The organism is Pseudomonas silesiensis, from assembly GCF_001661075.1.
Classification (GTDB): Bacteria; Pseudomonadota; Gammaproteobacteria; order Pseudomonadales; family Pseudomonadaceae; genus Aquipseudomonas; species Aquipseudomonas silesiensis.
The window spans coordinates 86,684-110,319 of sequence record NZ_CP014870.1; the positions used below are offsets into that span (position 1 = coordinate 86,684).

At 60.1% G+C, this 23,636-nt stretch carries 22 protein-coding genes; 18 read left to right on the forward strand and 4 right to left on the reverse strand.

Going from position 1 to position 23,636, the window contains the following annotated elements; translation table 11 throughout:
• Positions 1 to 19 precede the first annotated feature (19 nt).
• Complete coding sequence (locus PMA3_RS00400; protein WP_064675316.1) at positions 20 to 886, forward strand: ABC transporter permease; 867 nt, start codon at positions 20 to 22, stop codon at positions 884 to 886.
• Positions 887 to 910: 24 nt separating this feature from the next.
• Here the strand turns inward: PMA3_RS00400 and PMA3_RS33470 are convergent, their stop codons facing one another.
• The 3 genes from PMA3_RS33470 to PMA3_RS00410 all read right to left on the reverse strand — a co-directional run bounded on the left by PMA3_RS33470 (position 911) and on the right by PMA3_RS00410 (position 3,458).
• Entirely contained in the window at positions 911 to 1,954 is a 1,044-nt protein-coding gene (locus PMA3_RS33470) for an RHS repeat-associated core domain-containing protein (protein ID WP_082930236.1), read from the reverse strand.
• Between the two features lie 212 nt (positions 1,955 to 2,166).
• Entirely contained in the window at positions 2,167 to 2,925 is a 759-nt protein-coding gene (locus PMA3_RS00405; protein WP_064675317.1) for a slipin family protein, read from the reverse strand.
• A gap of 2 nt (positions 2,926 to 2,927) precedes the next feature.
• Positions 2,928 to 3,458 carry an NfeD family protein gene (locus PMA3_RS00410; RefSeq protein ID WP_064675318.1) on the reverse strand — a complete coding sequence of 177 codons (531 nt, stop codon included), beginning with the start codon at positions 3,456 to 3,458 and terminating at the stop codon, positions 2,928 to 2,930.
• A gap of 263 nt (positions 3,459 to 3,721) precedes the next feature.
• Here PMA3_RS00410 and PMA3_RS00415 point away from each other — a divergent pair, with 263 nt between their 5' ends.
• From PMA3_RS00415 to pgaD, 15 genes are all read left to right on the forward strand, one after another.
• Positions 3,722 to 4,183 (forward strand): aminoacyl-tRNA deacylase, encoded by a 462-nt coding sequence (locus tag PMA3_RS00415; protein ID WP_064675319.1) that lies wholly within the window; start codon positions 3,722 to 3,724, stop codon positions 4,181 to 4,183.
• Positions 4,184 to 4,302: 119 nt separating this feature from the next.
• The gene (locus PMA3_RS00420; RefSeq protein WP_064675320.1) at positions 4,303 to 4,548 is read left to right on the forward strand and encodes a DUF2789 domain-containing protein; all 246 of its coding nucleotides are present in this window, start codon (positions 4,303 to 4,305) and stop codon (positions 4,546 to 4,548) included.
• Positions 4,549 to 4,627: 79 nt separating this feature from the next.
• Entirely contained in the window at positions 4,628 to 4,873 is a 246-nt protein-coding gene (locus PMA3_RS00425) for a type II toxin-antitoxin system Phd/YefM family antitoxin (protein WP_064680588.1), read from the forward strand.
• The gene (locus tag PMA3_RS30375) at positions 4,863 to 5,144 is read left to right on the forward strand and encodes a type II toxin-antitoxin system RelE family toxin (protein ID WP_082930237.1); all 282 of its coding nucleotides are present in this window, start codon (positions 4,863 to 4,865) and stop codon (positions 5,142 to 5,144) included. The genes PMA3_RS00425 and PMA3_RS30375 overlap by 11 nt, the downstream gene beginning before the upstream one ends.
• Before the next feature lie 139 nt (positions 5,145 to 5,283).
• Complete coding sequence (locus PMA3_RS00430) at positions 5,284 to 5,712, forward strand: MarR family winged helix-turn-helix transcriptional regulator (RefSeq protein WP_064680589.1); 429 nt, start codon at positions 5,284 to 5,286, stop codon at positions 5,710 to 5,712.
• Entirely contained in the window at positions 5,709 to 7,781 is a 2,073-nt protein-coding gene (locus PMA3_RS00435; protein ID WP_064675321.1) for an FUSC family protein, read from the forward strand. The genes PMA3_RS00430 and PMA3_RS00435 overlap by 4 nt, the downstream gene beginning before the upstream one ends.
• Complete coding sequence (locus PMA3_RS00440; RefSeq protein ID WP_064675322.1) at positions 7,778 to 7,987, forward strand: DUF1656 domain-containing protein; 210 nt, start codon at positions 7,778 to 7,780, stop codon at positions 7,985 to 7,987. Before PMA3_RS00435 ends, PMA3_RS00440 begins: the two co-directional genes overlap by 4 nt.
• On the forward strand, positions 7,984 to 8,871 hold the full coding sequence (locus tag PMA3_RS00445; protein WP_064675323.1) for an efflux RND transporter periplasmic adaptor subunit: 888 nt from the start codon (positions 7,984 to 7,986) through the stop codon (positions 8,869 to 8,871). Before PMA3_RS00440 ends, PMA3_RS00445 begins: the two co-directional genes overlap by 4 nt.
• The gene (locus PMA3_RS00450) at positions 8,868 to 10,316 is read left to right on the forward strand and encodes an efflux transporter outer membrane subunit (protein ID WP_064675324.1); all 1,449 of its coding nucleotides are present in this window, start codon (positions 8,868 to 8,870) and stop codon (positions 10,314 to 10,316) included. The genes PMA3_RS00445 and PMA3_RS00450 overlap by 4 nt, the downstream gene beginning before the upstream one ends.
• Before the next feature lie 82 nt (positions 10,317 to 10,398).
• Positions 10,399 to 11,034 (forward strand): hypothetical protein, encoded by a 636-nt coding sequence (locus tag PMA3_RS00455; protein WP_064675325.1) that lies wholly within the window; start codon positions 10,399 to 10,401, stop codon positions 11,032 to 11,034.
• A gap of 327 nt (positions 11,035 to 11,361) precedes the next feature.
• Complete coding sequence (locus PMA3_RS00460; RefSeq protein ID WP_064675326.1) at positions 11,362 to 12,867, forward strand: YdgA family protein; 1,506 nt, start codon at positions 11,362 to 11,364, stop codon at positions 12,865 to 12,867.
• A gap of 260 nt (positions 12,868 to 13,127) precedes the next feature.
• A complete protein-coding gene (gene pgaA, locus PMA3_RS00465; protein ID WP_064675327.1) occupies positions 13,128 to 15,608 on the forward strand; it encodes a poly-beta-1,6 N-acetyl-D-glucosamine export porin PgaA in 2,481 nt (826 codons plus the stop codon).
• 12 nt (positions 15,609 to 15,620) lie between these two features.
• Positions 15,621 to 17,621: a poly-beta-1,6-N-acetyl-D-glucosamine N-deacetylase PgaB gene (pgaB, locus tag PMA3_RS00470; RefSeq protein ID WP_064675328.1), complete on the forward strand. Its 2,001-nt coding sequence runs from the start codon at positions 15,621 to 15,623 to the stop codon at positions 17,619 to 17,621.
• A 1-nt stretch (position 17,622) separates the two neighbouring features.
• Positions 17,623 to 18,978, forward strand: coding sequence for a poly-beta-1,6-N-acetyl-D-glucosamine synthase (gene pgaC, locus PMA3_RS00475; protein WP_064675329.1), 1,356 nt, complete (start codon positions 17,623 to 17,625; stop codon positions 18,976 to 18,978).
• The gene (gene pgaD / locus PMA3_RS00480) at positions 18,975 to 19,499 is read left to right on the forward strand and encodes a poly-beta-1,6-N-acetyl-D-glucosamine biosynthesis protein PgaD (protein ID WP_064675330.1); all 525 of its coding nucleotides are present in this window, start codon (positions 18,975 to 18,977) and stop codon (positions 19,497 to 19,499) included. The genes pgaC and pgaD overlap by 4 nt, the downstream gene beginning before the upstream one ends.
• A gap of 106 nt (positions 19,500 to 19,605) precedes the next feature.
• On the opposite strand, the gene PMA3_RS00485 is transcribed toward pgaD, so the two are convergent.
• Positions 19,606 to 21,135, reverse strand: coding sequence for an FAD-dependent oxidoreductase (locus PMA3_RS00485; protein WP_064675331.1), 1,530 nt, complete (start codon positions 21,133 to 21,135; stop codon positions 19,606 to 19,608).
• 139 nt (positions 21,136 to 21,274) lie between these two features.
• Here PMA3_RS00485 and PMA3_RS00490 point away from each other — a divergent pair, with 139 nt between their 5' ends.
• Positions 21,275 to 21,835, forward strand: a complete 561-nt coding sequence (locus PMA3_RS00490) for a YbhB/YbcL family Raf kinase inhibitor-like protein (RefSeq protein ID WP_064675332.1) — start codon at positions 21,275 to 21,277, stop codon at positions 21,833 to 21,835.
• Positions 21,836 to 21,923: 88 nt separating this feature from the next.
• Positions 21,924 to 23,633, forward strand: coding sequence for a vWA domain-containing protein (locus PMA3_RS00495; protein WP_064675333.1), 1,710 nt, complete (start codon positions 21,924 to 21,926; stop codon positions 23,631 to 23,633).
• Positions 23,634 to 23,636 lie beyond the last annotated feature (3 nt).

Here is a 23,636-nt window from a genome sequence, read left to right on the forward strand (position 1 = left end):
CCATTGAGAGGAGTGCCCGATGAGCCAGTTATCATCTGAACGACAAGCATTCGAAACCGTTTTGCAGCCCCTGACGAGCGTGCCGCTGGAGCGTGAATTGCCGCTTGGCCAGCGCCTGTGGCAACAAGGTTGGCTGCGCAAAAGCCTGATCCTGATTTTGCTGGCGGTGCTGTGGGAAGTGGTTGCCCGGATTCAGGACAACGACCTGCTGCTACCAAGTTTCCTGCAGACTTCCAGCGCACTGTATGACGGCCTGCTCAGCGGCGAGTTGCTGGGCAAGGTGTGGATTTCCCTGGTGGTGTTGCTCAAGGGCTACCTGATCGGCATCGTGCTGGCGTTTGCCTTGACGACCTTGGCAGTGTCGACGCAGTTCGGTCGCGACCTGCTGAGTACGCTGACCTCGATGTTCAACCCCCTGCCGGCGATTGCGCTGTTGCCGTTGGCGCTACTGTGGTTTGGCCTGGGGCAGAACAGCTTGATTTTCGTGCTGGTGCATTCGGTGCTCTGGGCGTTGGCGCTGAACACCTATGCCGGGTTCCTCGGCGTCTCGGAAACCCTGCGCATGGCCGGGCGTAACTATGGCCTCAAGGGGATGCGTTTTGTGCTGTTCATCCTGATCCCGGCAGCGCTGCCATCGATCCTGGCCGGGCTGAAAATCGGTTGGGCCTTCGCCTGGCGCACGCTGATCGCCGCGGAATTGGTGTTCGGTGCGACCAGTGGCAAGGGCGGGTTGGGCTGGTATATTTTTCAGAATCGTAATGAGTTGTATACCGACAAGGTGTTTGCAGGGTTGGCGGTGGTGATTTTGATTGGGTTGCTGGTGGAGAATCTGGTGTTTGATACGTTGGAACGGGTGACGGTAAAGCGGTGGGGGATGTTGCGTTAAGTCTGGCCCCCTTCGGTTTCTTTACTAACCCCCTCTTATCAAAGCCATTGCCGCATAAGTTGGATTCTGATCCCTCCCTGCTAAGGGTGGGTCGCCGCTGGGGTTGCGTGAGCGCGGAGGAGTCGAGTCCCGGCTGGACGGGGGAGTCGGAGATGGGATTCGAGGCCGCGGTAGAGGTGGCGGTGGTGGGGCTGGCGGAAGTTGTCGATGCTCCATGCGAGGTGGATGAAATTTATAGTAGCGGCCGTCCGGGTCAGCGACTCTGTTCACCACGAAGGACCTGCCCCGCTGCGAACTTGAAAAAGTGTCTGCATTCGAAAGAGCCATTGCTTCATTGTAAGAAGGAGGTGGATCGTAAGAAGGTGGCAGTGAGTTGCTCCTGGTTATTCGCTGAGTGGAATAGCTTGTGCGTGACGAACCTGAGCCTGAGTTTCTAAACCCGCCGGCGTCAGCGAAGCCAGCGAACAATACTCCGGGCCCTGTCAGCGCTGGTCTGGCTGCAGAGCCAACATCTTGGTAAACACTGGTTATTCTAGAATCAACGGGGGGCGGGCGCACCGGTCTATTGTTTGCTATGTTAACTAGTAGTCCCTGAGCTCCCCTGGCTAATCCATTCCCTCCCCCCGAAACATTAAATCCCGGGTCTCCCGAAAAAAATCTCTTAACACTAAAAGCGAAATCGATCACTTTATTGAAAAGTGTTACGTGTCCAGTGGGATCGGACCAATTAATCGGATCCCCTGCACAGTACATATACGGATTCAACTCGCCCCGCCCAAACGGACTCCAACTGTCCGTACTATGAAAACGCATCAATCGCGGGTTGTAAGCGCGGTAGCCGTTCCCTAGTAAATACCACCCCGTCTTAGCCTCGTGCAGTTCGCCATTGAAACCTAGTTGTGACGCGACGTCCTCTTGGGCGGACTGATGCCCATAGGCGGAATAAGCCCGGTAATTGGTGTCGTTACCAACTACTTCGACAAGCACTGAGTTTTTGTTGTCTGTCGCCAGCAACACAGTGCGTTGTGTGTGCAATTTCTTTTGATCAATCGAATTGATTGGGGGCATGGAGCAGCCTTCGTAGGTGAGTTAGCGAAGTGAGTTCCGTCCTTTGTTTTTACGCGCTCGCATCAGGATTGAGAACTATCAGAACTGCTAGGGTCCAGTACCGAACCCTTCAAGGCTGAACGCCGACCCCTGTAATTGGATGGACTCGCCCAAGCCGAGGCGTCAATGCGCCACGGTGGCAGTCTAAACAGCCATCGACAGCGAGGGCGACTTCACTCCTTCGACGACAAATCCGCCATCCCCTTGAGCAATTCGATCGGTAGCGGAAAGACGATGGTCGAGCTCTTGTCGCCGGCGATCGAACTCAGCGTCTGCATATACCGCAGCTGCATGGCACCCGGCTGACGGCCCAGCATTTCGGCGGCCTGCATCAGTTTTTCCGACGCCTGCAGTTCGCCTTCGGCATGGATCACTTTGGCCCGACGTTCCCGTTCGGCTTCGGCCTGCTTGGCAATTGCGCGCACCATCGATTCATTGAGGTCCACGTGCTTGATCTCGACGTTGGCCACCTTGATGCCCCAGGCGTCGGTCTGGGCGTCGAGCACTTGCTGGATATCAACGTTCAAGCGCTCCCGTTCGGCCAGCAGTTCATCCAGTTCGTGTTTACCGAGCACCGCTCGTAACGTGGTCTGGGCCAGTTGGCTGGTGGCCATGAGGAAATCTTCGACCTGGATGATCGCTTTTTGCGGATCGAGCACGCGGAAATACAACACCGCATTGACCTTGACCGAGACGTTGTCGCGGGTGATGACGTCTTGGGGCGGCACGTCGAGGACCACGGTGCGCAAATCGACGCGAACCATTTGCTGGACCACCGGAATCAGCAGGATCAGGCCGGGGCCCTTGACCTGCCAGAAGCGCCCGAGCTGGAACACCACGCCGCGCTCGTATTCGCGCAGGATACGAAAGGTCGACCCGGCCAGTGCAATCAGCAATAGAAGCAGCGCGGCAAAACCCAGTTGCAGGCCCATGGTTATTCTCCACCCGGCGCCGCGTCAGCCGCGGCCACTTCCAGCAGTAATCCCTTGCGTGCCATCACCCGGACCCGTTGCCCGGGTTGCAGCGGCGTGGCGCTCAGCACCTGCCACCTCTCTCCCTGCAGGTGCACCCAGCCGTTATAGGCATTGCCGGCCAGCGACATCACCGGCGTCACGCTGCCAACCAGCCCCGCATCGCCACTGACGTTGTGGCGTGGCCTGGTCTTCAGGGCGCGGATCAGCAGGAAGATCAGCAGCAGGGCACTGATTAGTCCCAGGCCAATCATCAACGGCACCGGCACCTCGGTATTCGTCAGGATCACCGCCCCGATCACGAACATCACAATGCCGCCCAACCCGATCACGCCGTAATTGGGCAGCGCCGCCTCGGCAATCAGAAACGCGATGCCAAAGGTGATCAGCCAGATCCCGATGGGGTTGGGTGCCAGCAAGACAATCGTGTCGGCGGCGAAGACCGATCCGCTCAAGGCCAACAGCAGCGCAGCAGCACAACGACGAATGTTCACTTTGACCCTCCCTGTAGGAGCGAGCTTGCTTCGGGCGGCGTTCCGACGATGAACCTGAGAGCGCCATGCTGATTCAGGCAGCCCGCGTCAGCTCATCCATACAGTTTAGTTTAGCTACGAATTGTACAAATTCTGACCAGTTGTTGACCTCGCCCGGCGGGCAGATTTCCCTCTTGATTGCACCAGCGGGCCTAGACTTTCAGTACAGAGAAAAGTGTTAACCATCGTCCTCCAGACACTGTCTGCGGACACCGAGGTGCATCATGCGTATGGCAAGAACCGTGCAGAAAAGCCTGGAAAAGGCTCACTGCGAATATGACATCGTCACCCACCCACACTCGGCCAGCAGCCTTGAAACGGCGCGGGTCGCGGGCATTCCTGCCGAGCGGGTGGCCAAGTCGGTCATCCTCGACGATCACCATGGTCATTACCTGATGGCCGTGCTCCCCGCCAGCCGTCACCTGGACCTGAGCAAAGTTCGCAGCAGTGGCGAATGGCAGGTTTCACGGGAAAGCAATCTGCCGCACCTGTTTGATGACTGCGAACGCGGTGCCGTCCCCGCCCTGGGTGAGGCCTATGGGCTCGATGTGGTGATCGATCCGCTGCTGACCCGGCAGAAAGATATTTATCTGGAAGCCGGCAACCACACCAACCTGCTGCACATGAACATGCCGGAGTTCCTGAAAATGGTGCCCCATGCCGAAGTGCGGGAGTTGAGCAGTTGAGTGTTGCAGCGTCCGTTGTATCGCCATCGCGGGCAAGCCTCGCTCCTGCAGGCGTCATAAATACCCTGTAGGAGCGAGCTTGCTCGCGAATAATATTTCCGTCACCCAGGAGCCCGGACATGCAATCCCCAACCCACAGCCTCCCCTCGCTGTTCAAACAACTCGGCCTGCCTGATGACGCCGAAAGCATCGATAAATTCATCGCCACACATTCACCGCTCAAACCGGAATTGCACCTGGCGGATGCGTTTTTCTGGAGCCCGAGCCAGGCGGAGCTCTTGCGGGAAGAGATTCTGGATGACGCGGATTGGGCGGAGGTGGTGGACCAGTTGGATGTGCTGCTGAGGAAGGGGCGGGGGGTATGAATTTGACAGAAGGTATTTTTTTCGATTGTCCGATGTCAAAAAAAAGACCAAAATTACGACCTTATTTGAGGTCTTAATTATGCAAAATGTATTGGCCGACATGGCCGTCAGTGTGACGGAGCTGAAGAAGAACCCCTCTGCAGTCCTGAGCGGTGCCCTAGGTGGACCCGTGGCGGTACTGAATCACAATCGAGTCATGGGATACATGGTACCCGCGGATGTTTTCGAGCGCATGGTGGAGCGACTTGATGACCTTGAACTGGCAGAAATCATTCGTTCGCGTCGTCATGAAACGCCGATTCCGGTAACACTGGATGACTTATAAGCTCGAATTCCTGCCATCGGCTCATAAAGAGTGGAACAAATTGGGGCACACAGTACGTGATCAATTCAAAAAGAAACTGACGCAGAGATTGGAACTACCTCGTGTCCCCTCAGACGCGCTGCATGGCATGCCTGAATGCTACAAAATAAAGCTGAAGTCTTCTGGATACCGACTTGTCTACGAGGTTATTGATGAGCGTGTAGTCGTTTCTGTCGTGGCGGTTGGTAAGCGCGAACGTAGCGATGTTTATGAAAATGCCAAGAAACGTTGAACACCTCCGACCGTAAACTCTTCGGTCTCACCAAATTGTTACAAAACTTGACCGACTTTTGCGAAAAATGCCATATTGATAGTTAGCAAACTAACAGTGTGTGTTGTCCTTCGTGCCGAAAAACCTCGACGCTCTCCAGATGAACATCAGCAGCTCCATGGTGCTGGCCGCCCGGCATTGGCGCAAGATCTGCCAGACCACGCTGATCAACTATGGGATCTCCGAAGCCTGCGCCGTCCCGCTGTTGATGATCGGGCGTCTGGGCGAGGGCGTGCGGCAGGTCACAGTGGCCCAGGCGGCGGGAATGGAAAGTCCCTCGCTGGTGCGTCTTCTGGATCAGCTGTGCCAGGACGGTTACGTCTGCCGCACCGCAGACGTTCATGACCGGCGCGCCAAATGCCTGAGCCTGACCGCGACCGGTCGGGAATTGGTGCAGGCCGTTGAAATAGAACTGGTGCGCTTGCGTCACGAGGTGCTCGAGGGCATCGCGCAAAGTGATCTGGAAGCAGCGCTGCGGGTTCTCAGGGCTTTTGAATTGGCCAATCATTCACCGGTGGTCAATCCTTGAGCGGTTTTTTTACCGGCATGCCCTCGGCGCGGGACTGGTTCTACGGGGTGCGCACGTTCGCGGCATCGATGATTGCGTTGTACATCGCCATGCTCATGCAAATGCCCCGTCCCTATTGGGCGATGGCCACTGTCTATATCGTTTCCAGTCCGTTTGTGGGCCCGACCAGTTCCAAGGCGTTGTACCGCGCTGTCGGCACCCTGCTCGGTGCCGCGGCCGCGGTTTTTTTCGTGCCGATGTTTGTCCAGAGTCCGTATGTGTTGGTGGTGGTCATTGCACTGTGGACCGGGACGCTGCTGTTTTTGTCGCTGCACCTGCGCACCGCCAACAGTTACGCCCTGATGCTGGCGGGTTATACCTTGCCGCTGATCGCCTTGCCGGTGGTGGATAACCCGCTGGCGGTGTGGGACGTGGCTGAAGCGCGGACTGAAGAAATCTTCCTCGGTATCGCCGTGGCGGCGGTGGTGGGTGCGATGTTCTGGCCTCGGCGGCTGGCGCCGGTGTTCAACGACTCGGTGAGCAAATGGTTTGCCGATGCCTCGACCTATAGCCTGCGATTCCTCAGCCGCAATGTGCAGCCGGACGAAGTCAGCGCGCTACGCGGATCGATGGTCGCGACATTCAATACCCTCGAAATGATGATCGGCCAGCTACCCCATGAAGGCGCGCGGCCGCAAACCGTGCGCGACACCAAGGAATTGCGCGGGCGCATGATTCACCTCTTGCCGGTGATCGACGCGCTCGACGACGCGCTCTACGCCCTCGAACGACGTACGCCGGAGCTTGTGGCCAGGTTCGCGCCGCTGCTGACGGCAACCACCGAATGGCTGGAGCACAAAAATGCCGATCCCGAATCCTGGCAGGCACTGAAAAACCAGCTCGACGCCCTGCAACCGTCCGCCGAAGCCTTGGACGATCGCAAGCAACTGCTGTTTTCCAACGCCCTGTACCGCCTCGGCGAATGGATCGATGTGTGGCAGGACTGCCGCAGCCTGCAATACGCCATCCAGTGCGAAAGCCAGGACAGCTGGCGCGCGGTGTACCGGCACTGGCGGCTCGGGCGGTTGTCGCCATTTCTCGACCGTGGGCTGATGCTGTATTCGGCGGCGTCTACGGTTACCGCGATCATCGTCGCCTCGGTGCTGTGGATTCTGCTCGGCTGGACTGACGGCGGCGCTGCGGTGATTCTGGCGGCGGTGGCGTGCAGCTTCTTTGCCTCGATGGACGATCCGGCACCGCAGATCTACCGGTTCTTTTTCTGGACGGCGATGTCGGTGCTGTTCGCCAGCCTTTACCTGTTCCTGATCCTGCCGAACCTGCATGACTTCCCGATGCTGGTGCTGGCCTTCGCCGTACCCTTCATCTGCATCGGCACCCTGACGGTCAAGCCGCAGTTCTACCTGGGCATGCTGCTGACCCTGGTCAACACCTCGTCCTTCATCAGCATTCAGGGGGCCTACGACGCGGACTTCCTCAGCTTCGCCAATTCCAATCTGGCCGGCCCCGTGGGCTTGCTGTTCGCTTTTGTCTGGACCCTGGTCGCGCGGCCGTTCGGTGCGGAACTGGCAGCCAAACGCCTGACCCGTTTCAGTTGGCGCGACATTGTCAGCCTCACCGAGCCGGCCTCGTTGGCCGAACATCGGCAGTTGGGCGTGCAGATCCTCGATCGCCTGATGCAGCATTTGCCGCGGCTGGCCATGACCGGCCAGGACACCGGCATCGCGCTGCGGGAGGTGCGCGTGGCACTGAACCTGCTCGACTTGCTCGCTTACACGCCGCGTGTGTCCGGCGTGCCGCAAGCGCTGCTGCACCAGGTGGTGGCCGAAGTCGGCGAGTACTTCAAGGCGTGCCTGAAGGCGGGCGAACGCTTGCCAGCGCCAAGCCCGTTGCTGATGACCCTCGACCGCACCCGTCGCGCCCTCGACAGTGAGTGCGATGACGGCGCCCGCCTGCATTTGCTGCATGCCCTGAGCGGCTTGCGCCTGGCCTTGTTGCCGGGTGTGGAGTTCGTCGGCACAGGCGAACGTGAAGAACCGCTGCCCCATGGCATCGATGGAGCGCCTTTATGATCGGTGACCTGGATATCAGCGGGGTCTTCCTGCCGACGCTGCTGGTGCTGATGGGTATTACGTACATGTTGTTCCTGTTGGTGCACGGGTTGCTGACGCGTCTGCACTTTTACCGTCTGGTCTGGCACCGGGCATTGTTCAACGTGGCTCTCTACGCTTTGCTCCTCGGCGCCGTGGACTCACTCAGTCGATACCTGATGACATGAAAAAACCGTTTTTGACCATCGGTCGCGTGGTTCTGACCCTGCTGATCGTGACCTTCGCCGTTGTCGTGGTCTGGCGCATGGTGATGTATTACATGTTCGCCCCCTGGACCCGGGACGGGCACATTCGTGCCGATATCGTGCAGATCGCCCCGGATGTCTCCGGTCTGATCCAGCAGGTGGATGTACACGATAACCAGTGGGTGAAACGTGGCCAGGTGCTGTTCAGCATTGACCAGGACCGTTTCAAACTGGCTCTGCGCCAGGCGAAGGCGGCGGTTGCCGACCGTAAGGAGACCCTGGCCCAGGCGCAACGGGAAGCCAGACGCAACCGTGGCCTTGGTAATCTGGTACCGGGCGAACAACTCGAGGAAAGCCAGTCCCGGGTAGCCCGTGCCGAGGTGGCGCTGATGGAAGCCCAGGTCGCAGTGGACAGTGCCCAGCTCAACCTCGACCGCTCGACCATCCGCAGCCCGGTGGATGGCTACGTCAATGACCGTGCGCCGCGCCATCAGGAATTCGTCACCGCCGGACGCCCGGTGTTGTCGGTGGTGGACAGCAATTCCTTTCACATCGACGGCTATTTCGAAGAGACCAAGCTCGATGGCATCCATGTCGGTCAGCGCGTCGACATTCGGGTGGTCGGTGACCGTGCACGCCTGCGCGGGCACGTCGAAAGTATCGTTGCCGGCATCGAAGACCGCGACCGCAGCAGCGGCAGCAACCTGTTGCCCAACGTCAACCCGGCGTTCAGCTGGGTGCGGCTGGCCCAGCGGATTCCGGTGCGGATCGCCTTCGACGAGGTGCCGGCGGACTTCCGCATGATTGCCGGCCGCACGGCCACGGTGTCGATCATGGACGATCAAACCCGGGAGACTGCGCAATGAGCAGGGTTCCGGGTTTGGCTATTGCTGGATTAGGCCTGTTGCTGTCGGCCTGCCAGGTGGTCGGACCGGATTATCATCTGCCGGATGAAGCCGCCGTGCACCGTGAAGATCTGCAGGGCGAGTTGGCAGCGGACGGCAGAAATGTTGTCTCGGCGCCGGTGCCCCGCGATTGGTGGCGCCTGTATCAGGATCCACGCCTTGATCAGCTGGTGCAGCAGGCCATGGCGTCCAATACCGACTTGCGGGTGGCGGCGGCGAACCTGTCCCGGGCCCGCGCGCAGGTCGACGAAGCCCAGGCGGCCGGTGGCTGGAGCGGTGGCGTGAAACTGGGTGCCCAGCGCTTGCAGGAATCCGGCGAAGCGTTCTTGCTGCCGGAGAAAGTGCCGGTGGCCAACGTCGGCGACATCGGCATTACCACCTCGTATCAGTTCGACCTGTTCGGTACCTTGCAGCGCGGGATCGAAGCGGCCAAGGCCAATGCCGATGCAACCCAGGCGGCCGCGGATACGGCCCGCATCACCCTGGTGGCCGACGTCGTCCGGGCTTACACCCAGGTCTGCGCGGCCAACGAAGAACAGGAAATCGCCCAGCACTCCCTCGACCTCCAGGCCCAGGGCACCACGCTGATCCAGCGTTTACGGGACGCCGGGCGTGGCGATGAAACCCAGGTCACCCGCTCGCAAACCCAATTCAAGTCGTTGCGCGCCGAGATGCCGCGCTATGAAGCGGCGCGCCAGGCTGGACTGTTCCGCTTGTCGATGCTGCTGGCTAAACCGGTCGACCAATTGCCGGCCGGCACCAGTCACTGCGCCGAATTGCCAAAGATTGCCCAATTGTTGCCGGTCGGCGACGGTGCAACCTTGCTCAAGCGCCGCCCCGACGTGCGGCAGGCCGAGCGCCGACTGGCTGCCGCGACGGCCGGCATCGGAATCGCCACCGGCGAGTTATACCCGGACATCAGCATCGGCGCATCCGTCGGTACCGTCGGCATCCTGGAGAACCTTGGCAAACCGGCGACCAATCGCTGGGGCTTCGGCCCATTGCTGACCTGGACCGTGCCATCCAACGGCTCCCGGGCGCGCATCCGTGAGGCTGAAGCGACGACCCAGGGCGCGCTGGCGCATTTCGACGGCGTGGTGCTCAATGCCATCCGCGAAACCCAGACCGGCCTGGCCCAGTACTCCGCCTTGCTGCAGCGCCGCGATGCCTTGGCGGATGCAGAGCAGTCGGCGCAACTGGCTGCGGACCAGACCCATCGCTTCTTCACCGCCGGTCGCGCCTCGTTCCTGGCCGATCTGCAAGCTACGCGCACTTATACCGACGTACGGGCACAACTGGCCGCAGCCAACACCCAGGTTGCCGTGAGCCAGATCGATTTGTTCCTGGCGTTGGGCGGTGGCTGGGAAAGCGGACGAACGCAAGCCTCCAACCCCGGCAAACCCTGAGGCCGTTGCTATGCTTTGACTTGATGAGATCGCTCGGTGAGCTCATCGATCCAGGCACGCGTTGGTCATGGGGATACCAATAATGAAAAACCCTTATGCTCCCGGCTTCTGGTGCGCTATTGCAGCTCTGGTGCTGCTCTCGGCCACTTATTTCTACGGCATCATGCTGGCCCACCAGATCGACACGGCACTGATTTTCCTCGACAGCGCCGCCGCGCTGATTGCCGTGATGGCTATCGTGGTGGTGGCTGTGGCGTCGGTCCAGGGGCAGCGCATCAAAAAAAGGCAATGCGAACGAGGCAAGACCCTGGTGCTGATATGGGACACCAAGGTGGCTTTGCGTCGCGTCGAAACGGTGTTTGACCGATATTTCTGGGGCAGCTACTGGCAACCCGGGCGCACGTTCCAGGAGGTGATGGGCGAACTCACCGGCACACCGCTGGAAAAAAGCCTCGAAACGTTGAAAAAGCAATGCCTGGAGCTGGACAAGCAGATCGCCGAAGACGGGCGACACTGGCTCAATAACGCCCGTGAACTCTCCGATGTCGCCACCGCCATGGCCCGGGAACGCTATCAACTGGACTTCTGCGACCCGCGCGCGGAAGTGACGGGCGGGGCGGTGATCAATCGGGATTTTGAAGTGCTGGTTTATACCTGGACGGCTCGGCTCAAGAGCTTTGATCATCAGCTGGATGAGATTGAGGTTCAGTATTCCTGAATGATGTTGCCTGTACCGATGCCATCGCTGTAGGAGCGAGGCTTGCCCGCGAAGGCGTCAGTTCGGGCAACATCAATTCAAGTTTTGGCGAACATGAGATCGGCTTCGCGGGCAAGCCTCGCTCCTTCAGCGATGGCGATCTCATGACCGCCGAAACTCTCACCCCCCACGCGCGGTCCATAGACACTCTTTAACCTTTAAACATTGGGTCGCCCGGTGCGCCTGATGCTAATCTGCATTCCACTTTTCAGCGGAGTCGAGCCGTAACCCGTCAGGGTTCAGGGAAGACGACCACACCTTCAACAACGGACATTGACTGGGTCATTCATGAATAAATCAGCAGGCGTGCTTCTGGGAATTGTCGTCGCCATCGGTGTCATCAGTGCCGGCGGTGCCTGGTACACCGGTACCAAGCTCGAAGGCGTGCTCAACACCTCGATCGCCGACGCCAACAAGGAATTGCAGGCCGCGCTGGTGGGTTCCAACGGCACGGCGTCCCTGGAGCTGGTGTCGCTGGAGCGCAATGTATTCAGCAGCACCGCGCACTATCGCCTCAAGGGCGAAGGCGAGACGTTCGGCGAAGCACCGGTAGAACTGCTGTTCGTCGATCACATCGAGCATGGTCCGCTGCCGTTTTCGCGCCTGGTGTCGCTCAAGTGGCTGCCGGTCATGGCCACCAGTCACTACGAGCTGGAAAGAACCCCGACCACCGAAAAATGGTTTATTGCCGCCAAAGACAAGTCCCCGGCCACGGGCATCGTCAACATCGGCTACGACAATTCCACCAATGGCACCCTGCAACTGGTGCCGCTGGACGTGGCCCTGGATGACAAATCCAACCTGAAGTTTTCCGGCCTCAATCTCGACCTCGCTGCCAGCGCCCAGGCGCAGAAGGTCAAGGCCAACGGCTACATGGACAGCCTGACGCTGACTACAGTGGCGCAAGACCAGACGCCAGTGAAGGTTGAACTGAACGGCCTGACGTTGGCCAGCAACCTGCAAAAGAGCACCTACGGCTACTATTTCGGCGAGAACACCCTTGAGCTGACCGACAGCAAAACCACCTTCGGTGCCAGGCAGTCGATACTGGGTTTCAAGAAATTTGAAATGAAGAACAAGACCGAGGAAACGGGCACCAGCGCTTCAGGGCGGGCCGATTACAAGGTTGGCGAGGTGTCCTTCAACGGCAAGACTGTCGGCTCTGCGCAGATGGCCATGAGCCTGAAGAACCTCGACATTCCGGCGACCTTGTCGCTGGTGCAGATTTACCAGACCAAACTGCAACCGTACGAGAAAGCCGCCGCCGAGGCCGCTGCCGCCGGCGAACCCGTGCCAGAGCTGGTCCTGACCCCGGCCGAAGAGGCCCAGGTCAAAGCCGGCCTGGAGAAATTGCTGGCCGCCGGCCCTCAGGTTGCTCTGGAGAATCTGTCGTTCCACACCACCAACGGTGAAAGCCGCGCCAATCTGGTGCTCGACCTGACCAAACCCAAATCCATGGACTTGCCACCGGATCAATTGACCCGGCAACTGATCGCCCTGCTGGACTTCAATCTGCAGGTGTCCAAGCCGATGCTCGTTGATTTGCTTAGCGTCCAGGGGCAAATCGACGGTCAGACCGACGCCAAGCTGATTGCCGACCAGGCCACCGCTACCGCCGACATGTTTGGCAGCATGGCGGTCGGTAGCCAGCTCGCAAAACTCGAAGGCAGTAGCATCGTCACCAAACTGCACTACGCTAACAATCAGGTGGAGTTCAACGGCCAGAAAATGACGGTCGAAGAATTTGCCGGCTTCGTGATGAGCAAGCTTGGGGGGGCTGGAAACATCCAGTAAAACCGGGGCTTACACACCGCACGCCCGGCCTCTGCTCCAAGCAGATGTCGGGCGTTTTGCTGTCTGGTATTTAAGACGGGACGATGGCCGATGCCTGCAGTTTCACGAATCTGAACAAATATTGTGTTCCCAATTACCCAGCGAGCTCGCATGCAAGACTGCCCTCAATAAAGTTTGGCTGGGTCACCTGGACCAGCTTTCCGATACGAAAGGGCAAAAAGGGCGTTGCGGCCCGGCTGGCCATGTAAGGATGCTGACGAATGCCGAGTATTGTTGCCCCTTTTGTTCAACGTGGTATGCGACCGCTGTTTCGCGTCGCGTTGTGCAGCCAGTTGATCTGGCCGATGTTAGCGTTTGCCTATACCCCTTACGACGAAATGGTGCTTGATGCCCGAGCCGGTCACTACACGCCCGCGTTAACCGCGTTGCGTCAGGTGCCGCCGGGCCAAGCCACCACCAGTCAGATCAGCGACCACTTGCAGATCGCCAGTTGGGCCGGCCTGGACGCCGAAGTGATCAAGGTCTATGAAACCCAGGGACGCGCCCTGGATCTGCCCATTGCGGCCTTGACCGCGACTGCACGGGCTTACCGCAACCAGAAGCGGTGGGACGATGCGAGCCGGGTCTACAACAAAGCCCTGGCCATCGAACCGGACAACCAGGAGTTGAAACTGGGACTGGCATTGACCCAGGCCGACTCCAGCAAGCCCGACCAAGCGGTGACGAGTGCCAGAGCGCTGGTGGCGGCTCAACCCAATGACGTCTCCCGTCGGATGGCCCTGGGCTACGCCTTGAATCGTGCCGGCAAACAATACGATTCGCTGTTCGAATACGATCAGGCCTTTGTCCGTTCCGGTAACGATCCACAAGTCGCCAGGGAGTATGTGGGGGCGATGCAACGTGCTCACCTGCCGGAACCGGCCTTGCGCCTGGCCCGCCAGCGGCCGGGTTTGATCGATCCGGTCACGATACGTCACCTCGAAGGTGACTTGGCCGCAGAACGTGTGCGGCTGGCTGAAATGCCTACCCGCAGCGAATCGGAGCGTTATGTGATCGCTGATCGGGCCCTGGCCGATTACGACAAATTGATTTCCACCTGGTCTTCGGATCCCCAGGCTCACGATGACGTCATCCGCTGGCGTATTGACCGCATGGGTGCCCTCAAGGCCCGTTCGCGCACCGCCGAGGTCATCAGCGAACACCACAAGCTGCAGGCCGAAGGTGTGGAAGTGCCGACCTACGCCCAGCGTTGGGTCGCTGCGTCCTACCTGGACCAGCGCGAACCGGAAATCGCCACCGACATGTATCGCGAGATCCTGCTCAAGCCGGATGCCGACCCTTCCAACCGTTTGCTGGACACCACCGCGCTTTACTACGCCTTGCTCGAAAGTGGCGAAGCCGCCGAGGCGCGTACAGTCGCCGAGGAGCTGGCCAAAACCCAGAAACCACGGGTCGAGCTCAAGGGCTTGCCTGGAGGTAACCCCAACGACGAATGGATGGACGCGCAGCAACTCGCGGCCCAGGCCGGGACCTACAGTTCCGATCTGCCCCATGGCGAGGAGCGTCTGCAGGCCTTGGTCGAACAGGCGCCGGGCAACGTGAGCTTGCGTGTGGCTCAGGCCGACCTGTACCTGGCGCGGGGCTGGCCGCGGCTTGCCGAGAGCAAGCTCAAGGAAGCCGAGGCCATGGCTCCGCGAGACGTCAACCTGGAAATCGCCCAGGGCCACACCGCCACGGATCTGCAGGAATGGCGCCAGGTGGATGCCCTGACCGACGACGTGGTCGCGCGTTCCCCCGACAATCGTCAGGTCCAGCGCCTGCAACGTCAGCGCGAAGTCCATGACATGTTCGAGCTGCGTGTAGAAGCGTTCGGCGGCAAGACTTATGGCGGCGATGACGACAACGTCGGCGCGGTCAACGGCAGTAAAGATTTCGGCATCGAAACCGTCCTGTACAGCCCGCCCATCGGTGAAGACTGGCGTGTGTTCGCCGGCGCCGGTTATGCCGAAGGCGACTTCCAGGAAGGCACCGGTACCCATGACTTCCAGCGCGTCGGGCTCGAACGCCGGACCCGCGACTTGACCCTGGAGGCGGAAATCTCCAACCACTCCTATGGCTTCGGTTCCAAACAGGGCGCGCGTCTGGCGTTCGCCCATGACATCAACGATTACTGGCAGTACGGCGCCAGCCTGGAATACTTCGCCGCGGCGACGCCGTTGCGGGCCTTGAACAGCGACATCACGGCCAATGGCGGCAGCGGTTTCATTCGCTGGCGGGCCAATGAAAGTCGCGAGTGGAAATTCGCGCTCAGCCCGTCTCACTTCAGCGACGGCAACGACCGCGTCGAAGCCTTGCTCACCGGCCGCGAAGGCATCTACACCGCACCGAATGTGCAAGTCGACCTGGGATTGGAAGTCGGCGCCAGCCACAACTCCTTGTCTGAAGACGTACCGTATTACAATCCAAAGTCCGATCTCAGCGTCCTGCCGATGGTCAGCGTCAACCACATGCTCTACCAGCGCTATGAAACCCGCTGGAGTCAGCAGTTCCAGGCCGGCGCAGGTACTTACACCCAGAAATATCATTCCACCGGAGGCATGGCGCTGTTGGGCTATGGCCAGCGTTACAGCTGGAACGACGTGGTGGAGGTCGGCGGTATGTTAAGCGCAATCAACCGGCCATATGACGGAGAGCGGGAAACCGATCTGCGTCTGATGGTCGATCTTACTTTCCGCTTCTAGAGGGGTTTGAAAATGGCCTTGATGTCGCGTTTCTTCCTCCTGCTGGGAGTGCTGATGATCAGCGCATGCGCCCAGCAAGCTCCGGCGTTTGCGCCGCCGACCGAAAGGCCGGGGGTGGCCAACGAAGCCCCGTGGCCGAAAAATCATGTACTGGGCATCGCCTATCACGATGTCGATGACAAGGACCCGGACCAGGCGGTGGTGGCCGTGCGCACCGAACGCCTGATCGAGCAGCTGGCCTGGTTGCGGGAGAACGGCTACCAGCCGGTCTCCGTCGACCAGGTCCTGTCGGCACGCAAAAAAGGAGGCCCAGACCTGCCTCCCAAAGCGGTCATGCTCAGTTTCGACGACGGTTATTCGAGTTTCTATACCCGGGTGATGCCGGTGCTGCGCGCCTATAAATGGCCTGCATTGCTGGCGCCGGTCGGCACCTGGGTCGACACCCCGCTGGACAAACCGGTGGATTTCGCCGGCACGCCGCGCAAGCGCTCGGAATTCCTGACTTGGGATCAGGTAAGGGAGGTTTCCCAGTCCGGACTGGTGGAAATCGCTGCGCACACCGATGCCAATCACAAGGGCATCCTGGCTAACCCCCAGGGCAACCTGGAGCCGGCCGCCACGACCCGGCGTTACGATCCAGTCGCCAAACGCTATGAAACCGAAGCCGAGTTCCAGGCCCGTCAACGCGTGGATATCTTGGCGATCTCGGAGAAGATCCGCAAAGTTACGGGTAAAAAGCCGCGAGTCTGGGTCTGGCCGTACGGCGCGGCGAGCGGCACCACGCTGCAAATCGTCGATGATCAGGACTATGAGATGGCCTTGACCCTGGAAGACGGGCTCGACACTCTGGATACCCTGATGAACAGCCCGCGCTACCTTGTTTCTGCTGACCCGGAAGGTGCGCGCTTCGCCAACAGCGTCGTCTCGGTGCAGTCGTTGAACGCAATGCGCGTCGTGCACGTAGACCTGGATAACGTTTACGACCCGGACCCGGCCCAGCAGGAAAGAAACCTGGGTAAACTGATCCAGCGCATGTCCGACATGGGCGCCAACACGGTGTTCCTGCAAGCCTTCGCCGATCCGAAGGGTGATGGCCTGGTGCGTTCGCTGTACTTCCCCAACCGTCACCTGCCGATGGCCGCCGACATATTTGACCGCGTGGCCTGGCAGTTGCGAACCCGTGCCCATGTCAAAGTTTACGCCTGGATGCCAGTGCTGAGCTTTGCCCTGGATTCGAAGCTGCCGCGAGTGACGCGCTGGGACCCGGAAACCGGCACGACGGCGGTCGATCCGAACCAGTACAAACGCTTGTCGCCTTTCGATCCGAACGTACGGCGCATCATTGGTGAAATCTACGAAGACCTGGCGCGCATGTCATCGGTGCACGGCATTCTGTTTCACGACGATGCATTGCTGTCGGACTTCGAAGACGCAGGCCCCGACGCCCTCAAGGTCTACGCCGCCAACGGTCTGCCCGGCTCGATTACCGCGCTGCGCGCCGATCCTGCCGTGCTGCAGCGCTGGACGCGTTTCAAGAGCCGCTACCTGATCGATTTCACCAAGGAGCTGACCGCCAAGGTCCGCGCCGTTCGTGGCCCACAGCTGACTACGGCGCGCAACATTTTCGCCGAGCCGATGCTCAATCCCGAGAGTGAAACCTGGTACGCACAGAATCTGGATGACTTCCTCGGCACTTACGACTGGACGGCGCCAATGGCCATGCCGTTGATGGAAAAACAGTCTTATGAAGACTCCGCAGCCTGGCTCGAGAAACTGGTCGCCACGGTCAAGGCTCGCCCCGGCGCGCTCGATCGCACCGTGTTCGAACTGCAGGCGCGGGACTGGACGAAACAGGACCAGGCCGACATCGAAGGCGAACAATTGGCCGAGTGGATGCGAGTTCTGCAGCGTCAGGGCGTGACCAGTTTTGGCTACTACCCCGACAACTTCCTCGACAACCTGCCCGACCTGAAATCCGTGCGGCCGGCCCTCTCCAACAAGTGGAATCCATAACATGCTGGATAGACTTCTGGCTCTACTCGTTCTGGCGATCGTCCTCGGGATTCCCCTTGGACTGATCTTTCTACTCACTGGCCAGTTTCTGATGGACTTCGTGTTCTTCTATCCGCTGTTCATGTCAGGACTGTGGATCGCCGGGGGACTCTATTTCTGGCTACATTGGGAGCGGCACTGGCCGTGGAACGAAGACACCTTGCCGCCACCGTTGGCTGGCGAGCCGCTGATTTCGATCCTCATCCCTTGCTTCAACGAAGGCGACAACGTCAGGGAAACCATCCATGCGGCGTTGTCCCAGCAGTATCCGAACATCGAGGTCATCGCCATCAACGATGGCTCGAAGGACGACACCGGTGCCATCCTCGACGCCTTGGCCGTGCAAGATCCGCGTTTGCGGGTGCTGCACCTGGCGGAGAACCAGGGCAAGGCTGTAGCCCTGCGCATGGGCGCCATTGCAGCGCGTAGCGAGTACCTGGTGTGCATCGACGGTGATGCGCTGCTGGCACCTCATACCGCGGCTTATCTGGTCGCGCCGTTGCTCGAAAACCCGCGCCTCGGCGCAGTGACCGGCAACCCGCGGATCCGTACCCGTTCGACCCTGGTCGGCCGGGTGCAGGTTGGCGAGTTCTCCTCGATCATCGGTCTGATCAAACGTACCCAGCGCGTCTTCGGGCGGATCTTTACCGTCTCCGGCGTGGTCGTCGCTTTCCGTCGCACGGCCCTGCACCGGGTCGGCTACTGGAGCACGGACATGATCACCGAAGACATCGATATCAGCTGGAAGCTGCAACTGGATCACTGGAGCATTTTCTACGAGCCCCGTGCACTGTGCTGGATCCTGATGCCGGAAACCCTGGGTGGCCTGTGGAAACAGCGTCTGCGTTGGGCCCAGGGCGGTGCAGAAGTGCTGTTCAAGAACATTCGTGGCATCTGGCAGTACCGTCATCGTTATCTCTGGCCGTTGCTGTTCGAATACTGCCTGTCCACCGGCTGGGCGTTCACCTTCCTGCTGTCGATAATTCTATGGCTGGTGGGTCTGTATATCGCGTTGCCGGAAGTCATCTCGGTGCCCCGTATGTGGCCACCGGCGTTTACCGGCTTGCTGCTGGCAGTGGTCTGCCTGGCGCAGTTCGGGGTCAGCCTGCTGATCGATCGCCGCTACGAAAAAGGTTTGGGCAAGACGATGTTCTGGGTGATCTGGTACCCGCTGGTGTTCTGGTTGGTCAGTCTGCTCACCACACTGGTCAGTTTTCCCAAAGTGCTGTTCCGTTTACGTCAGAAACGTGCGCGCTGGGTCAGTCCAGATCGCGGCATTCGGCCGCCAGGTGCCGATGAAGAGGAGATCGCCAAATGAAAATCATCACAACCCGGCAGCGGCCAGTGCTTATCGTGGTCGATACCTTGTTCACCGTCCTGGCCTGGGCCGGATTCCTGTATTTATTGTTCTTGGGGATCTGGCCATTGATCGGACCCCACGAAGGTGCCCGATTCAGCGGTCCAGCGTTCGACGCCCTTGGCACCCTGCAGGTTTATTTATGGGTGGCGGTATTCAACGCCTTGGTGCTGATCGGTTGGGCACGTTATCAACAACGTAAAAGCAAAAGCTTCGCCCAGCGTCGTATGCCGGCCCCGGTCATCGACGATCAGGCGTTGAGCAAAAGCTTCAAGCTGACCCGCGAACGGCTGCACAAACTGCGCAGCCCGGGTTCGATGACCATTCACAATGATCACGATGGCGACATCTCCCACGTGGTGAGCCACTTCTTCACGATCGATCCCCGGCAGCCGCTCTCGCTGCATCCTCTGGAGAATCCAAAAGTGGTCCGTCGTCCGACCGACGATGACGAAGGCAAAGAGCCGGTGAACCGCGCCTGAGCCTGACATGTTCGGCCCGGGTAGGAGCTGCTGCGCGCTGCGATCTCAAGATCAAAGACTGAAGATCGCAGCCCGCGGCAGCTCACCGGTTATGTGAAGCAGATGGTCAGCCTGCATCCCGAATCAAGCGCCACGCCTCGTCCACCGGCAGTGGTTGTTTCATCCTCTCAGCGAGCATCGCCATCGCCCGTTCTTCATCGCAGGCTACGGCGGCTGCCACCACCCCGTTCTTGCAGAACAGGCCGATAAAAGGCGGATGGTACGGGTCGCCCTTGAATTCGACCTCGTCCCACGCCTCGGCGTGTCCAAGGTAGTCGTAGTTCTTGCCGAAGTGCCAGGTCCAGAAAAACGGTACGTCCAGGTAATGCTCGTCGCCGCCGAGCATGTTCGCCGCCGCGATCCGCGCCTGTTGCTGTGCCAGGCGCCAATGCTCGATGCGCTGGGGCTGGCCATTGAGCGGGAAGGTCGCGATATCACCGGCGGCCCAGAGCCCATCGGTTACACGCATGCCACCGTCGACCCTCAGTGACTGATCTTTTTCCTTGGGCAGATCGGCAAAGGGGCCGGTGGCCGGGGTGACGCCAATGCCGACCAGCACCAGGTCTGCTGGCAGGCGTTGACCGTTGTCCAGTTTCACCGCTTCGACCTTGTCGGTGCCTTCAATCTGCGCGGCTTCGCCATCGGTGTGGAATACCACGCCGTGGGCCACATGCCGGGCACGAATGGCCTTGCCGACCGTGTCGCCGAATTGCTTGGCGAAGGGCACGGCGTGGCGGGCCAGAACGGTGACGTCCAGACCGTATTCGCGCAGGGCCGATGCAGACTCCAGGGCAATGAAGCTGTCGCCGATGATCACCGCCCGCTGGCCAGGTTTTGCAGAGGCCAGAATCCGCTGCGCCTGATCCTTCGAGCGCAGCACGAAGACCTGCGGCAAGTCGGCACCGGGCAGTTTCAGCGGGTTGGGCGTACCGCCGGTGGCGAGCAGGGCGGCGTCATACGTCAGCGACTGACCGTCTGCCAGTCGCAGGGTTTTATTCGCCGCATCCAGGCTGGCCACTTCACCCTTGATTCGCTCGATTCGCTGCTCGAGGTAGAAGTTTTCATTACGTAGCGGTGGGACTTCTTCCGGCGGCATCTCACCGGCGATCACGAATTTGCTCAGCACAGTGCGGTCGTAGCCGGCATCGGCTTCGCGGTCGATCAGCAGCACGCGACCGCCAAAGCCTTTTTCGCGCAGCGCAGCCGCAGCCGCCGTGCCCGCGGCACCGGCGCCGACGATCACGAACGTGCGCTCATCGTCAGCCGGCGGTGTGCTGCCAGCAGGCAGTGGCCGGTCGTCGACCCAGACTTCGTCATCGCGCAATTCAAGGGGGTAGCGCTTGAGGCTGTCCAGAGACGGCGGTTCACACAGCGCACCGTCTTCGATCCGGTACGCGGCTTTGTGCCAAGGGCAGATCAGCCGCCCATCGCACAGCGCACCCTCAGCCAGCGGCGCTCCGGCGTGGGGGCATTCACCCTGATAGGCGCGCAATTGATCGCCGACTCGCAGCAGGACGATTTTAGTGTCCGCGATCCGGACTTCCAGGCCACGGTTCACGGGCACATCGGCGAAACGGGCGACGCGGTGCAGGGCCATGATCGCTCTCCTGACGGACCTTTCAGGTAAGAGTCCGGGGGGGCTCCCGAGGTTCAGCCAATTCCCGCTGCCACGGCACGAACGGTCCGGCTATAGTTTGCACGCCGACCACGGCTCCACCCGCACAAGGTGCTTCGGTATGACTCGATTAACCTCCCTGAACCCTTGGCTGGCGGCCGTTGCAGTCGCCCTTTGCGTGCAGTTTCCGGCGCAGGCCCAAGAGCGCTTCACCCTCAGCATTCCCGGTGTTTCGGACAATCGCCTGTTCACCTCGGCAGCCGCCAGCGATGCGGCCGGTTGTGGCGGCAAGAACCAGTCCCCCGCACTGAGCTGGAACGCCGGCCCCCCGGGCACCTTGAGTTACGCCATCGTCATGCACGACCCGGACGGCCAGAAAGGCCTGGGTGTCGACCATTGGATTCACTATGGCATCAAGGCCACGACGCGCCAGATCCCGGCCGGCGTCGGCGCCAAATCCGCCCTCGAGGGCGTGGGCGGCAGCAACAGCAAAGGCACTACCGGTTACATGGGTCCCTGTCCGCCGGTCGGCGACAGCTCGCATCACTACATCATCCAGCTCTATGCCCTGGACCTTGCCCCAGACGCCTTACCCGCCGGCCTGAGCCGCGCGCAGTTGATGGAAAAGATCAAAGGCCATGTGTTGAAAAACAGCAGCGTGGTGCGGCGTTATCACCGCTGAAAATTTTTCATTTCGGTTTAACCCGAACCGGCCGGGCTGACCGTCTCAGAGGATGAATGGATCAATTTCCTCCCGAGGTCAGCCCACCATGTCCCTCCCTCTGCATTTCCTCCGCCCGACCGCCCAGGGTTTCACCGTCGGGTTGTTGCTGGCCTTGGCTGGTTGCGGTGTTTCGTCCAAACCTGAATCCGCCTCGGTGTCGCCACCGGCTCAAGGTGCGCTGAAGACAGAGGCATTGGTGCATAGCGAGGAGGCGGTTCTGGCGGACGCCACGATGGCCAAGCGCAGCACGCGTCCGGCACCGATGGCGGGTTATGCGCCGATGTCTGAATCGGCTCCGGCTGGTTATCGGGACGAGCAGCGTGAACAGTATCACGCGCTGGCCGACAACCCGATTCATAGCGTGACCGAATCGCCGGTATCGACGTTCAGCGCCGATGTCGACACCGGCGCCTATGCCAACGTCCGCCGGCTGCTGAATCAAGGACGCTTACCGCCCGAAGGCGCGGTGCGCCTGGAGGAAATGGTCAATTACTTTCCCTACGATTACGCATTGCCTACCGACGACTCACCCTTCGGTGTGACCACTGAACTGGCGCCGTCACCGTGGAACCCGCATACCCGACTGCTGCGCATCGGCATCAAGGCGTCGGACCGCGCAGTGGCCGAACTGGCGCCGGCAAACCTGGTGTTTCTGGTGGACGTGTCCGGCTCGATGGATCGTCGCGAAGGTTTGCCGCTGGTCAAAAGCACCCTGAAACTGCTGGTCGATCAGTTACGCGAGCAGGATCGGGTGTCATTGGTGGTCTACGCCGGCGATTCGCGCGTGGTCCTGGAACCGACTTCCGGACGGGAAAAAGCGAAAATTCGTACAGCCATCGAGCAATTGACCGCAGGCGGCTCCACCGCCGGGGCGTCAGGGATCGAGCTGGCTTATCAAATGGCACAACAGGCGTTTACCCCCAAGGGCATCAACCGCATCCTGTTGGCCACCGATGGCGATTTCAATGTCGGCATCAGTGACTTCGACAGCCTCAAGCAAATGGCTGTGGATAAACGCAAGACCGGCGTTTCCCTGACCACCCTGGGGTTTGGTGTGGATAACTACAATGAACACCTGATGGAACAACTGGCCGATGCCGGCGACGGCAACTACGCCTACATCGACAACCTGCGCGAGGCGCGCAAGGTACTGGTGGACCAGCTGGGTTCGACCCTCGCCGTCGTGGCAAAAAACGTCAAACTACAAGTGGAGTTCAACCCGGCGCAGGTCAGCGAGTACCGGCTGTTGGGCTATGAGAACCGCGCCTTGAAACGTGAGGATTTCAGCAACGACAAAGTCGATGCGGGGGAAATCGGTGCAGGACATACCGTGACAGCGTTGTATGAAATTGTGCCCAAGGGTGAGAAGGGCTGGCTGGAGCCGTTGCGGTATGGCAAATCCGCGACCGATGTTTCCGTGAACACCGAGGAATTGGCGATGTTGCGCGTGCGTTATCAGTTGCCTGAGGGTGGGAATAGTCGCTTGATCGAGCGGCCCATTGTCGGTGGCTCGGAGACCAAAGCCAGTGATGACCTCCGTTTTGCGGCGGCCGTGGCCGCGTTTTCCCAGCAACTCAAGGACGGACGCTATACCGGTGATTTCAGCCTGAAGGACACCGAGGCGTTGGCTCGCGGTGCACGGGGTGATGATCGATTCGGTCTGCGCGCAGAGTTCGTGCAACTGGTGGCGTTGGCACAAAGCCTGCGAATCCCGACTGCCTCACATCAGCAATCCAATGACCAGCGGATAGAGTGAAAG